We start from the raw sequence: 12,330 nt of genomic DNA, 5'->3' as shown, positions 1-12,330 counted from the left end.
CTACGATCGGCGAGATCGAATCCATGATCGTGGAGGTTCGCGGGATGACGGTCGGGTTCGGCCTGCTGGGACCCGTGAACCTGTGTGTCGACGGCCGCCGCGTCGCGCTGCCGACCGGCCGGCCGCAGCTCCTGCTGGCCGCGCTGCTCATGGGTCGCGGGCGGCGGGTGTCCGCCGACCGACTCAGGGGCAGTCTCTGGGCGGAGCCACCACCGTCGGCGCAGGTCAACATGAGGGCCTACGTGGCACGGCTGCGGGTCGCCCTGGGCCCCTACCGCGACCGGCTGACCTGGGTGAACTCCGGCTATGCGCTGAGGGTCGAGCCGGGCGAGCTGGACCTCGACCGCTTCGAGACCGACGTACGCGACGCTCTCGACGCGAGCCGCGAGGGACGCCCGGAGCAGGCCGCGGACCTGCTCGCCACCGGGATGCGCCGGTGGTACGGCGAGGCGGCCGAGGGGCTGCCCCGCTACGGCGCGCTGGGCCACGGCCTCGACGCGCTCGACGAGAGCCGCGCGGTGGCGGTCGAGCAGTACGCCGCCGCGTGCGTCGAGGCCGGCCGGACCGATGCCGCGGTCGGCGCGCTGCGATCGCTGCTCGCCGACCAGCCGGGGCGCGAGTCCGCCTGGGAAGGGCTGGTCCAGGCTCTGGTCCGCTCGGGCGACCGGGCCGAGGCCATGGCGGCCCTGGCCGCGGCGAACGCCGCGCTGCTCGCCACGTTCGGCCGGGGCGCCGGCTGGGTCCTCCCGGCCGAAGGCCCACCCGTCGGTCAGGGTTCGGTGGAAGCGTTCGACCTTGCCGTTGGTTTGGGGCCGGTAGGGGCGGGTCTTCTTGGGGGTGACGCCGAGTTCGGTGCAGGCATCGCGCCAGGCGTAGGACTTGTAGGCGGAGCCGTTGTCGGTCAGCACCCGCTCGACGACCACACCGCGGGCAGCGAACCAGGTGACCGCGCGGCGCAGTGCGCCGATGGCGGTGGCGGCTTTCTCGTCGTCGCGGATCTCGGCGTAGGCCACCCGTGAGTGGTCATCGACGACGGTGTGCACGAACGCGGTCCCGACCCGGGGTTTCCAGCGGTGGTTACGGGTGCCGGTGCGGCGGGCGGTGGCCTCCCGGTTGCGCTGACCCTGGACCCGACCGACGTAACGCCACCCCCCGCCGTCGGGAGTCTGGCCGAGTTTCTGCTCTACGTGGGGAATTCGCTGTTCGCAGTCGCCGGTGGACTCGGAGGGCATGTCGCCGGCGACGTGGCTAGCTCGACGGCGATCCAGGAGCTGTGACGGTACGACCAGGAAGTTGAGCCAAGCTCTCTGGCTGCCACACTCGGTCAGGCGGTCAGCGCCGCCAATCACTCCCTCCGGCACCGGATCGAAGCCGAGCCTGAGCTAGCGGGTATGGGCACCACCTTGGTCGCCCTGCTCATCACCGACACGACTGCCGCCCTAGCCAACATCGGCGACTCAGCCGCAGTGCGGAAGGCTGCACGGCGAGACCTTGAGGGTATGTACTGACAGGTGTCTGCCTCGGGCGGGCACGGCCCGTGATCCTGGTGGCATGACGAGAAAGAGCGTTCCGATCACCGTCTTCGCCCGTACGACGTCCAGCCCCGCCCACACCCACCGGGTCATCGTGCCGATCGACCTCGCCCAGGTGTTCAAGCCGTGGGGACCGTTCCCCGGCGTCGCGGAGGTGCGCGACCAGACCGGCGCCTGGGACCGGCCGGGGACCTCGCGCCAGGCCTGGTTCACCGACGGCTCCAAGGCCGACGAGCGGCTCACCGAGGCCGTGGACGGACACGGGTTTGCCTACGAGCTCAGCGGCTTCACCAACGTGCTAGCCAAGCTGGTCGCCGGGGTGCGTGGCGAGTGGTCGTTCCTCCCCGACGGCACCGGCACGTCGATTCGGTGGACCTACGATTTCCAGCCGTTGCCTGGCCGCCGCTGGATCATCGCCGGGCCGTTCAAGCCGCTCTGGGCCAGGTACATGCGCGCCGCGCTCGCCCGGATGGTGACCGTGGTGCAGGGCACGCCCGGTGCGATCATGGGGGAGTGAGCGATCTGAGCTTCGGTGCCCTCGTGCGCGGCTGGCGCGACCGCCTCGACCCGGCCGATACCGGCTACGCCCGGTCAGCTCGCCGGCGCGCCCCCGGCCTGCGCCGCGAGGAACTCGCCGAGCTCGCCGGCCTTTCCCACGAGTACGTGCTGCGGCTGGAGCAGAGCCGGGCCACCAACCCGTCCGCCCAGGTGGTCTCGGCCCTGGCCCGCGCGCTGCGGCTCTCCCCTGCCGAACGCGACCAGCTCTTCCGTGCCGCGGGCCTGCTCGCGCCCCGCGACCAGACCATCGGCACCCGCGTGCCGCCGAGCATCCGCCGCCTCGTCGACCGCCTCGGCGATCTCACGATCGGCGTGTTCGCCGCTGATTGGAGCCTGCTGTGGTGGAACGACATGTGGACGGCTTTGCACGGCGATCCGTCCGGCCTGCCGCCCGCCGAACGCAACCTTGCCCGCGCCCTCTTCGGCACGGGCGAGGGCCGCTGGCAACTGCGCCCGGTCACCTCGACAGCGGGCCCGTACGCTTTCGAGACCGCGATCGTCGCGGACCTGCGCGACGCAGTTTCCCGCTACCCGGCCGATCCGGAACTGGCGGCGCTCGTGGACGGCTTGCGGGCGGCCTCACCCTTCTTCGGCGAGCTGTGGTCAGTGGCGGGCATGGGACAGCTCACCGGTGATCTCAAAACGATCAGCCATCCCCAGCTGGGTGACATCACTCTGGACTGCGACGTGCTGACCGTACCCGGCGTCGACCTGCGCATCGTCACCTACACGGCAGCCCCGGGAACCAGCGGCGCCGACCAACTCGACCTCCTGCGTGCGTCCCGGCTCAGCGAGGCTCGCTGACGACCGAGCCGCCCAGGGAGCCAGGCCGGCAACACTCTCGTTTAACAGCACCGGCACCGAGAGCGAGGCGGTGGCGTGGTCCCCCAGGGCGAGGCCGTCCCACGGTGTTAAGCGTGGTCGTCGCGTTGGGCCGGAATGAGGCCCGGCAGCGCGCTGTACAGGGTGCTGCGCGAAACGCCCAGGAGCTTGGCGATCGAGGTCATCGTGCGGTTCGGCTCGGCGAGCAACTGCAGGGCATACGCGACCTTCTCCGGGGTCATCGCCGGCGGCGGGACCGTAAAACGAACGGCCCTGTCTCACATTCGGTGGTGACGGAGGGTGGCGAGGCATCGTTCATTCCTATGTGGAGGATGTCAACGAGCTTGTACAGGCGGTGTTCTCGGGGTTATCCCCGCTGATCATCGAGGTCGTGGTCGACGAGGGTGAGCGAATCGTGGTGCGGGCCCGGACGCCGCGGGACACTGCGGTCTGCCCAGGGTGCGAGGCCTCGTCGGGGCGGGTCCACGGCTATCACTGGCGGACGGTGGCCGACGTTCCGGTCGACGGGCGGCGGGTGGTGGTCCGCGTGCGGGTGCGGCGTCTGGTGTGCCCCACGCGCAGCTGCCGTCACACTTTCCGCGAACAGGTTCCCGGGGTGCTGGAGCGATACCAGCGCCGCACGGCCCGCCTGAACAGGCAGGTCAAAGCCGTGGTCAAGGAGTTAGCGGGCCGGGCAGGGCCGCGTCTGCTGGCGATACTCGCCATGGGCCTGTCCCGTCACACGGCCCTGCGCACCCTGCTGCGCATCCCGTTGCCCACCGGGCGGACACCCCGGGTGATCGGCGTAGACGATTTCGCTCTGCGCCGGCGGCACCGCTACGCCACCGTGGTGATCGACGCCGAGACCCATGAGCGGATCGACGTACTACCCGACCGCACCGCCGACACCCTCGAAGCGTGGCTGCGCGAGCGTCCCGGCGTCGAGGTCGTGTGCCGCGACGGCTCGGCCACCTACGCCGAGGCCATCCGCCGTGCCCTGCCCAACGCGGTGCAGGTCGCCGACAGGTGGCACCTATGGCACAACCTATGCGAAGCGACCCTCAGCGAGGTAAAGGCGCACAGCACCTGCTGGGCCCCGTACTGGACGCACCCATCTACGACGGGCCCGCGCACAGACGACCCTGCAACGCTGGCACCAGATCCATGACCTACTCGACCAGGGCGTCGGCCTGCTCGAATCCGCCCGCCGCCTGCAGTTAGCCCTGAACACCGTCAAACGCTACGCCCGAGCCGACCGGCCCGAGCGGATGCTCCGCGTCCCCAAGTACCGTGCCAACCTCGTCGACCCCTACCGGAACACCTACCCAAACGCCGAGCCGAGGACCCCGGCGTCGGCGTCAAGCACCTCTTCGACGAGATTAAGGCCCTCGGCTTCACCGGCTCTCGATGGTCCAGGTCCGCGCGGGCGATCTACCTCATCTGCACGCCTTCACCCGAGGCATGGAACGGGACCGCAACGCCGTGAACGCCGCGCTCACGCTTCCCTACCGCAACGGCCCCACCGAAGGCATCAACACCAAGACCAAACGGATCGCACGCCAAATGCACGGACGAGCAGGCTTCACCCTGCTCCGCCACCGCATCCTCCTCGGATAGCAGCACCCTCCGTCACCACCAAATGTGAGACAGGGCCGTTCGTTTGACAGGCCCCACCTCCTCCCCCGTTCCGCCTGGTGGCTGCGCCTCGGCGCCTGCCGCGAACCGGCCTTCTGATGTTTGTCGGACCCTTCAGGCACCATGCCCGGCCATGGATGTACGACAGGAGTTTCGGGGCGCAGCCCGGGAAAAGGGCGTGCCGGTGGACGAGATCGAGCGCTGGGTGCGGCTAGCCCGACCACAGACGGAGCTGGTTCCAGAGGGCGACGGCCTGCCTGTGGCCGGTCGGTTCGGCGGTCTCGCGGCGTTGCCGGAGGGCGAGGAGTGGCCTCCCGGGCAGTGTCTCGTATTGACGCTCGACCTTGCCGCCATCCCCTCGCACGGGCACGACCTTGACCTGCCGGCCGACGGGTCGCTGCTGTTCTTCGTCGAGCCGGACTTCACGCCCAACGACTGCCGGATCGTTCATGTGCCGGCCGGCACTCCGGTAACCGAGCACCCGAGCCCCGGGGTGCCAGTCTTCGGTCCGATTCTGCTGCACGCTCGTGCCGGCTGGAGCCTTCCGGAGAACGAGCACGAGGTGCCGTTCGACCTTCGCTTGGACGACGAGGTCGAGGAAGTGATCGGAGAGGTGATGTGGGACCTCGAGAACAACAATTACGAGTTTTCTCTCGGCGGTTACGGCGGCGCCAGCACCGGCGGCGCGGACAACCCCATCCTCAACGCAAACGAGCACACCGTGCTAGCCACCGTCTGGCTGGACGAGGGGCAGGTGGGTGACGCGTTCGGCGAGACGCTGATTGTAGTCAACTTCATGATCAAGCATGCGGATCTGGCCGAGCGCGCCTTCGACCGGATCTGGCTGATGACTGACTTCAACGGCTGACGCGGTCAGGACTCCGGCGTGGTCCCCGGCTCGGCGTCCACCGCGTCGCGGGCGGTTCGGCGCAGAGCGGCGACGCCCAGCCTGTGGTACTGGGTCGACCAGCAGACAACTGCGTCGGTACCAGGCTAGGTGTAGAAGGAGAAGTGCGTACCCGGGTAGAGCTTGAGCTGCCGGGGGACGCCCGGCCCCTGTTCGCACCGGCGCCTGAGGCCGACGGCACGCTGTCGGAGCGATCAGCCGGCGAGCCCGGTCCACGCCGCGGCGGGAGTCGGGGCTGCAACCCGGCCGAGGACCAGGCGCAGCTCACCGACCATCCCGCCGCGGCGCTCGCGACCCGGGTCATGCGGCCCTCACCGGCGCGGAGACCGGGCCCGGCCCTCGTGGCCGCCGGCCCGGACCCTCACGCCCGGATGAGCCGGTCCCCGTCGGTGGGGATCGTCGTCAGCTGTTCAGGTTGGCCAGCAGCGCGTTGGCCATGCCCTGCTCACCCCTGGCGTTGGGGTGGAACGGGGCGGCGGCGTTCTGCGGGATCAGCCCTTCGACCCACCGGGTGCTGCTGCTCTTGCACGTGTCGTGGCCGACCGACGGCCGGTAGACGTCGGCGTAGCTGGCGTTGTTCGCGGCCGCGGTGTTGGCGAGCATCGTGTTCAGGGACTTCTGGACACCGCGCAGGTACGGCACGTCCTGGTAGGCGATCGGGACCACGGGCCAGCAGCCGTAGCCGCTGTCCGGCAGGATCGCCGGGTACCCGAGCACCACGACCCGGGCGCCCGGGGCGGCCCGGCGGACCGCCTGCAGCACGGCGGTCACCTTCGGCGCGGTGGCGGCGATCCTGGCCTGCAACTGGTCGACGCCTCCGGCGGTGTACCTGTTCTTGCAGGGCGAGCCGAGCGGGCTGCTCAGGCTCGCCTCCGCGCAGTCGCTGATGATGCCGGAGAAGCCGATGTCGTTGCCGCCGATCTGCACCGTGACCAGCGTCGTGTCCGGGGTGATCGCGCTGAGCTGCGGCGGCAACGAGATGCCCAGTGCGCCGCTGCCGCCGACGAGGATGTCCTCGGTGGTGGCCCCGGAACAGCTCACGTCCGCGAACGCCGACGAGCCGGCGGCGGCGACCAGCGACGGGTAGTTGCGGCTGGAGCGCAGGCAGTTCAGATCGACCTGGGTGGGGATCAGCGGACCGGAGGTGTAGGAGTCACCCAGCGCGACGTAGCGCCCGGTGGGTACGGCGGCGTTGGCCGGTGCGGCGAAGGCGAGCAGCACGCCGGCGGTGGCCGCGGCGAACGCGGCCAGCCTGCTGGCCCGGAGGAACGACAGGCGGGGACGGATCATGGCATCTCCCAGAGGGGATCATGGTGGGTGCCGTGATTGTGTCCGCGTCGTCGTGGAAGGTCAATATCGATGGCCATTGCTACTGCCGGAATCGACGCCGGAAACGGTACGCGGCGGGTGGCCGAACATTTTGCCGGGCGGTGTCGGTGGTGCCTGCTTCAATGCGGCGGACGTTCGGAGCCGGGAGGGCGAGGATCAGTGGGCACCTGGGGCAGCGGAAACTTCGACGACGACACGGCCGCCGACCACCTGTCGGGCCTGACCGACCGGCTGATCGCCGAGGTCACGGAGGCGATCTCCGGCGACCCGGTCGGCATCGAGCCCGACGAGTACTGGGGCGTCGCGGTGCCCTGCAACCTTGAGCTGCTGCACCTCATCGCACGACAGAACTACGTCGGGGCCAGCCTGCCCGACCGGACGACGATCGCCGGCTGGAAGAGCAGATACCTGGCCGTCTGGGACCGGACGATCGACGGCTTGGAGCCCGGTCCGGAATACCGGCAGCAGCGGCGCGCTACCCTCGTGCGCACATTCGACCAGCTCGCCGAGTTGGCGAAGGAGTAGCGACGGGCGGCCGGCAGGCCCATGCCGGTGCCGCGACGCGGCGTCACAACGGGCCCGGGTCCGGCCGGCGACGCGGCACCGGCTGCCGCCGTCTGGGACGGGACGTCGGCGGCTGGCTTCAGCGGGCCGGGCGGGTCCCTGCCAGGACGCCCACGAGCGTGACCAGGGCTACGGCCTGCGTGACGACCACCACGACCACCAGACCCGCCAGCGAGAACTCGTACAGGAGACCGGCCGCGGCACCGCCGATCAGCGCCCCCGCGCCTTGCACGGCGGCGAAGACGCCGTACGCGGTGGCCCGACGCTCCCGCGGCACGAGATCGGCGACCAGCGCCTTGACGGTGGAGTCCTGCACCCCCACGGCCGCACCCCACACGAGTGCCCCCGTCACCGCCAGCGGCAGACCACCGCCGAACACCAGGGCGGGAACGGCGGCCACCAGCGCCGGCAACGCGATCAGCACCCACGGCCCGGCCCGGTCGTAGAGCACACCCGTCAGCAGGGCGGCGAGCGCGCCCGCGGCCATCGCCGCCGCGTACACCAACGGCACCGCTGCGGTCGCGACCACGCCCGCGCGGACGAGGTGGAAACCGATCAACCCGAACGTCACCAGACCCGCCGTGCACACCGCCATCGCCGCGGCGAACACGTGGAACCGGGCAGGCAGCGGCTTCCGGCCCGCCACCGGCGGGGTGCCTACCGCGGTGGCTCCGCCGGCCGCCGGCGAAGCGTCCGCCCGCGCGCGGATGGTGAGCAGCAGCATCATCGCGAGCACCCCGGGCACGGTCAGGACGGCCAGGCCCGGCCACAGCGACCCCGCGGCCATCGCGACCACCGCGGCGACGAGCAGCGGACCCGCGAAAGCCCCGACCTGGTCCAGCGCCTTGTGGACACCCAACCCGCGCCCCAGGCCGACGCGGCTGGCGGCGTCGGCCAGCAGCGCCGACTTCGCCGGACTACGGATCGCCTTGCCCAGTCGCTCGGCGAGGATCAACGCGGCGGCGACGGCGAGGCCGGCGCCGCCCAACAGCGGGGTGACGGCGAGCAGCGGCACGCAAACCGCGGTCAGCCCGTACCCGAGAATCGTCAACGACCAGTACCGGCGGGTCCGGTCCGCCAGTGGCCCGGACACCAGCCGCAGCACCAGCGCCGCCGCCTCACCGGCGCCGGTGACCAGCCCGACGACGACCGCCGACGCGCCCAGCGAGGCCAGCAACGGCCCATAGATCGAGCGGGCACCCTCGTACACCATGTCCGCGGCCAGGCTCACCACACCGAACCCGACGACCGCCCGCCACGCCGACCCGCCACCCCCGGCCGCACCTACCCCGCGCGACGGTAGGGAGTCGACCGCCGACGGCCTACCGACGACATCTGCGGCGTCATCCACACGATCCACTTCCGGACGCATGCTGGGCATTATCCGCAGTCCTCTACCGGGCGGCCGACGAGGCCGCCCAGCTCCCGGCCGCGTCGAGGTCCGTCGCGACACGAGACAGGTCCGGCCGGGCGTCGACCGCCCGCCTGTGCCGCCGGTGTACCTGCTCGAAACCCTCTACTGCCGTCCGGGGCGTCGCCCGACGGTGACAGGGCGGCCACCACAGGTCAGTCGTGGCGGTGACGTACGAGGTAGTCGATGTAGCGAATCGTGTCCTCGCGGTCATCCTTGCTGATCGAATCCCACAGGTCCGCCAACCAGTAGAGCGAGCCCGACAGCATCCAGGCCCATCCGCGCACCCAGGTCGCCTCATCGAACCCGAGCGCCTCCCGGTAGGCGGCCCGCGCGCGGGCATCGAACAGGCTCCAGCCCGGCCGCACCTCGACCGCCGGATCGCCGCGGCCGAGACCGCCGAAGTCGATCACGCCGGTGAGCCTGCCCCGGTCGACCAGCAGGTTGCCTTCCAGGAGATCACCGTGCAGCCACACCGGCGGTCCGGGCCACTCGTCCGCCGTCATCGCCTCGTCCCACGCCGCGCTCACCGCCCGCCCGTCGATCCGGTCGCCCAGCGCCGCGATCGACCGGCGGGTCAGCTCGTCCCGCTGCGCCAGAGGTACGCCGCGCTGAATCCCCTCCTTGACTGGCCCGTCCATCGGGTCGATCGCCATCATCGCGCGTACGAAGCCGGCGAGGTCGACAGCGAGGTCGACGAGGTCGGGCCCGGCTACCGGATTGCGCCCGTCCAGCCATGAGACGACCGTCCACGGCCACGGATAGTCCCCGCCCGGCCGGCCGACCGCGATCGGCACCGGCACCGGCACCGGCAGATGCGGTGCCAGCCGCGGCAGCCAGGTCGCGTCGGTCGCCACCTGGTCGACCGCCCACGGCGCCCGCGGCAGCCGTGCCGTCAGGGAACCACCCAACCGGAACAGCGCGTTGTCGGTGCCGTTCAACGGCTGCGCAACGATCGGCAGGTCCGACCATTCGGGGAACTGCTCGTCGATCAGGGCGCGTACCTGCTCGACAGCGACGACGATCTCTCCAGGGCGCATCGGCGCGACCGTAGACCCGCTGGATCATGCGGTCAATCGAATTGTCGTACCAATCAACACTCTCGCGTCGCTGACATCAGCTCGCTGCCTAGTACTTCGTCACGCAGTAGACCACGGTGGGATTCGTGAATCGGTACCAGCGGTTCCATCTCTGGTCCCGCGTGCAGCTGTTTCCCTTGGTGGCGCCGGGCACGATGTCGATGATATGGACGGTGCCCTTCGCCTTGCACTTCGGCGCCCCGACGATCCAGCCGTTGCCCGTCGGTAACCGGTAGCAGCGCAGACGCACCAGGTGTCGCTCCAGGCAGAGCCGACAGCCGCGTTCGGTGAGGCAGGGGCACGGCGTAGGCCCGGAAGACGCGGGTGCCCTCGGCGCGCCCCGACGGCCGGGCGATGTGCAGGTGGACGATTCGCGGGTGGGCGATTGGCGTGCCGCCGGGCTCATGGTGGCCGGGTGCGACGGCTGTCGGCGCGACGGCGAGTGCCTGAGCAGCCGACGCCGGACCCGTGCCGTGGCGACGCCTGCGCTCGTCGCGGGTCTCACGCGTCGCGCAGCGCGTCCTGCACCCCGGTCTCGCGGCGCCCGAGGTGCGCCGGATCGCGGCCGGAGATGAGGTCCAGGGTGGCCTTCACGCAGGCGCCGTACTCACGGGTGGAGCTGATCCGCCACGTCCTGTCGTACCGGCGGGCGGTCTCGTCGCCGACCCCGTTGGCGTCGACGCCGAGCCGCCGGCACACCGTCACGGCGCGGGGCAGGTGGAAGGACTGGGTCACCACCGTCGCCCGCTCCACCCCGTAGACCCGCTTCGCACGGGCGCACGAGTCGTACGTGTCGAAGCCGGCAGGGTCCAGCACCACCCTCGTCGCCGACACGCCGTTGTCGACCAGCCAGCGCCGCATCGCGGCCGGCTCGTCGTAGTCGGGGTTCATGTTGTCGCCCGAGAGCAGGATGGCGCGCACCTTGCCGGTGGCGAGCAGCCGCCGGGCGATCTCCAGGCGGCCGGTGAGGAACGGCGACGGGGTCCCGTCGGGGTGGACCTTGGTGCCCAGCACCAGGGCGACCGGCGCCTCCGGGACGTCCCGCTCGGTGAAGATGTGGCCGTCCGCCCCGCCGCGGATCCAGTGCACGCTGGCCAGGGTGCCGCCGGTCAGGAGCACCGCGACGACGACGACCGCGACGACGACGCGACGCAGCCAGCGCGTACGCCGGCGAGTGGCCGGGCGCGGCCTTCGGGTCAGCTTGGGGAGTCGGGGCCGCATGGGGCGAGTATCCCAGGGCCGCCCGACGACCGGTCCCGCCCCTGGCTGTGCGCGGTCGCGGGCAGCGGAGAGCGGCTGACCGGCCCCCGGCGGCAGTGACGGACGCCGAGGCGGACCGGCACCTGTGGCGCCGATCCGGGCGTCACTCGTCGTGCTGCCGGCCGGCCGAGCGCTCAACCATGAGGTGCCGGAAGCCGGCCCGCTTCCGGTGCAGCGAGCCGGCCCGGGCGTCTCGAGGCCACCCCCGGGATGGATCAGGCAGGCACCGTCCCGTTCAGGTACGCGTTGATCTGGTCGATCTCCAGCGCGTTGAAGACCTCAGGCTGGGCGGCGGCCTGGTTCGAGTTGATGATCCGCTTGAAAAGGTTGTAGTGCGCAATCGACCGCAGCCCGATGACGCGGTTGGGGGTGACCAGGTAACCGGTGCCGCCGGTGCTCCAGATGAGGTACATCAGTCCATCCTTAGTGACAATCTCGGGGGGAGATCCGGGCGCCCCGGCGTACGGGGCACCCGTGAGAACCGACTCGGGGTTAATTCGCTGACCGTTCGGCTGGAAGATCTCAAGATGCAGGTGCGCGCCGGTGGAGCGGCCGGTCGATCCCACGTTGCCGATGTGCTGGCCGGCGGCGACCTGCGCGCCCGTCCCGACTCTGGGAGCCTCCCGCATGTGCCCGTAGACACTCCGCCAACCATCGGCGTGCGTGATGGTGGCGTTGTGGCCGAGGCCGCTCGCGCTGTACGAGACGCTGGTCACCGTGCCCGCCGCGATCGAACGGATCGGATAGCCGAGGATCCCCGAGTAGCTGTAGTCGGTGCCGTTGTGCATCCTGGACACGCCAGTGATCGGATCTGTCCGCATCCCGTACGAGGACGTGATCGGGACCCATTTGTCGAATGGCCGGTTCCATCTCGGCGTCGCGCCGTACGCGGCTTCCGCGAGCCAAGCCTCCGGGATGATGCCGGCCGCCAGCGTGGCGGTGACCAGGCCAAGCAGATGGCGACGGTCGATGCCACGCGACGCCGCCCCATCCCCCGGCGATGTTTCGTCGAACGTCTGCATTCGGCCCCTTGCTCACGATGAATGACGAGCGATCCGCACCGGGGAGACCACCGACTGTGACTTCTGCTCAGTTCCGGGCCGCTGGTTCGGGACGGGCTGACCAACCCCTTCGGCGGCGAACCAGCGAGCCCGCGTGCATCTGGGATCTTGGATATTAGGGGATCGAACTCCATCGGTGTCAAGACTCGGTTTCCGTCCGGTCGGTACGGCC

General features: G+C 70.7%; 10 protein-coding genes and 4 pseudogenes. 7 read left to right on the top strand and 7 right to left on the bottom strand.

From position 1 onward, the window contains the following. Positions 1 to 23: 23 nt before the first annotated feature. Positions 24 to 692: pseudogene (locus DER29_RS35825) on the top strand (BTAD domain-containing putative transcriptional regulator); the annotation flags it as partial. Between the two features lie 54 nt (positions 693 to 746). Here DER29_RS35825 and DER29_RS30955 read toward each other — a convergent pair. Continuing rightward, positions 747 to 1,190 (bottom strand): annotated as a pseudogene (locus tag DER29_RS30955) (DDE-type integrase/transposase/recombinase); the annotation flags it as partial. Here DER29_RS30955 and DER29_RS35820 point away from each other — a divergent pair. The 3 genes and pseudogenes from DER29_RS35820 to DER29_RS30945 form a co-directional block, all read left to right on the top strand. After that, positions 1,119 to 1,466 (top strand): annotated as a pseudogene (locus DER29_RS35820) (protein phosphatase 2C domain-containing protein); the annotation flags it as partial. The pseudogenes DER29_RS30955 and DER29_RS35820 sit on opposite strands and share 72 nt — an antisense overlap. A gap of 85 nt (positions 1,467 to 1,551) precedes the next feature. Then, positions 1,552 to 2,049 carry an SRPBCC family protein gene (locus DER29_RS30950; RefSeq protein ID WP_121401155.1) on the top strand — a complete coding sequence of 166 codons (498 nt, stop codon included), beginning with the start codon at positions 1,552 to 1,554 and terminating at the stop codon, positions 2,047 to 2,049. Next, positions 2,046 to 2,894: a helix-turn-helix transcriptional regulator gene (locus tag DER29_RS30945; RefSeq protein ID WP_121401154.1), complete on the top strand. Its 849-nt coding sequence runs from the start codon at positions 2,046 to 2,048 to the stop codon at positions 2,892 to 2,894. The genes DER29_RS30950 and DER29_RS30945 overlap by 4 nt, the downstream gene beginning before the upstream one ends. Positions 2,895 to 3,001: 107 nt before the next feature. Here DER29_RS30945 and DER29_RS30940 read toward each other — a convergent pair whose 3' ends face one another. After that, on the bottom strand, positions 3,002 to 3,154 hold the full coding sequence (locus DER29_RS30940; protein WP_121401153.1) for a helix-turn-helix domain-containing protein: 153 nt from the start codon (positions 3,152 to 3,154) through the stop codon (positions 3,002 to 3,004). An 83-nt stretch (positions 3,155 to 3,237) separates the two neighbouring features. Between DER29_RS30940 and DER29_RS30935 the strand changes: the two are divergent. Both DER29_RS30935 and DER29_RS30930 read left to right on the top strand, forming a co-directional pair. Then, a pseudogene (locus tag DER29_RS30935) lies at positions 3,238 to 4,529 on the top strand (ISL3 family transposase). A 151-nt stretch (positions 4,530 to 4,680) separates the two neighbouring features. Then, positions 4,681 to 5,415: a DUF1963 domain-containing protein gene (locus tag DER29_RS30930; RefSeq protein ID WP_121401152.1), complete on the top strand. Its 735-nt coding sequence runs from the start codon at positions 4,681 to 4,683 to the stop codon at positions 5,413 to 5,415. Between the two features lie 441 nt (positions 5,416 to 5,856). On the opposite strand, the gene DER29_RS30925 is transcribed toward DER29_RS30930, so the two are convergent. Beyond that, positions 5,857 to 6,744: an SGNH/GDSL hydrolase family protein gene (locus tag DER29_RS30925; RefSeq protein WP_121401151.1), complete on the bottom strand. Its 888-nt coding sequence runs from the start codon at positions 6,742 to 6,744 to the stop codon at positions 5,857 to 5,859. 198 nt (positions 6,745 to 6,942) lie between these two features. On the opposite strand from DER29_RS30925, the gene DER29_RS30920 reads away from it, so the two are divergent. Beyond that, entirely contained in the window at positions 6,943 to 7,308 is a 366-nt protein-coding gene (locus DER29_RS30920; protein WP_121401150.1) for a DUF4259 domain-containing protein, read from the top strand. A 118-nt stretch (positions 7,309 to 7,426) separates the two neighbouring features. Here DER29_RS30920 and DER29_RS30915 read toward each other — a convergent pair whose 3' ends face one another. From DER29_RS30915 to DER29_RS36135, 4 genes are all read right to left on the bottom strand, one after another. Further along, positions 7,427 to 8,719, bottom strand: a complete 1,293-nt coding sequence (locus DER29_RS30915) for an MFS transporter (RefSeq protein ID WP_121401149.1) — start codon at positions 8,717 to 8,719, stop codon at positions 7,427 to 7,429. A 194-nt stretch (positions 8,720 to 8,913) separates the two neighbouring features. Further along, positions 8,914 to 9,798, bottom strand: coding sequence for an aminoglycoside phosphotransferase family protein (locus tag DER29_RS30910; RefSeq protein ID WP_121401148.1), 885 nt, complete (start codon positions 9,796 to 9,798; stop codon positions 8,914 to 8,916). A gap of 540 nt (positions 9,799 to 10,338) precedes the next feature. Next, positions 10,339 to 11,058: a vancomycin high temperature exclusion protein gene (locus DER29_RS30905; protein ID WP_121401147.1), complete on the bottom strand. Its 720-nt coding sequence runs from the start codon at positions 11,056 to 11,058 to the stop codon at positions 10,339 to 10,341. A gap of 254 nt (positions 11,059 to 11,312) precedes the next feature. Beyond that, positions 11,313 to 12,119: a M23 family metallopeptidase gene (locus DER29_RS36135; protein WP_121401146.1), complete on the bottom strand. Its 807-nt coding sequence runs from the start codon at positions 12,117 to 12,119 to the stop codon at positions 11,313 to 11,315. Between the last annotated feature and the right edge of the window lie 211 nt (positions 12,120 to 12,330).

Origin of the sequence: Micromonospora sp. M71_S20 (assembly GCF_003664255.1) — a bacterium.
Classification (GTDB): domain Bacteria; phylum Actinomycetota; class Actinomycetes; order Mycobacteriales; family Micromonosporaceae; genus Micromonospora.
The sequence above is the reverse complement of the archived record's forward strand: the minus strand, read 5'-3'. Positions and strand labels throughout refer to the sequence as shown.

Coding starts and splice junctions, on each gene's coding strand:
- DER29_RS30950 (WP_121401155.1), top strand. CDS start 1,552: ATGACGAGAAAGAGCGTTCCGATCACCGTCTTCGCCCGTACGACGTCC.
- DER29_RS30940 (WP_121401153.1), bottom strand. CDS start 3,154: ATGACCCCGGAGAAGGTCGCGTATGCCCTGCAGTTGCTCGCCGAGCCG.
- DER29_RS30930 (WP_121401152.1), top strand. CDS start 4,681: ATGGATGTACGACAGGAGTTTCGGGGCGCAGCCCGGGAAAAGGGCGTG.
- DER29_RS30925 (WP_121401151.1), bottom strand. CDS start 6,744: ATGATCCGTCCCCGCCTGTCGTTCCTCCGGGCCAGCAGGCTGGCCGCG.
- DER29_RS30915 (WP_121401149.1), bottom strand. CDS start 8,719: ATGCGTCCGGAAGTGGATCGTGTGGATGACGCCGCAGATGTCGTCGGT.
- DER29_RS30910 (WP_121401148.1), bottom strand. CDS start 9,798: ATGCGCCCTGGAGAGATCGTCGTCGCTGTCGAGCAGGTACGCGCCCTG.
- DER29_RS30905 (WP_121401147.1), bottom strand. CDS start 11,058: ATGCGGCCCCGACTCCCCAAGCTGACCCGAAGGCCGCGCCCGGCCACT.
- DER29_RS36135 (WP_121401146.1), bottom strand. CDS start 12,119: ATGCAGACGTTCGACGAAACATCGCCGGGGGATGGGGCGGCGTCGCGT.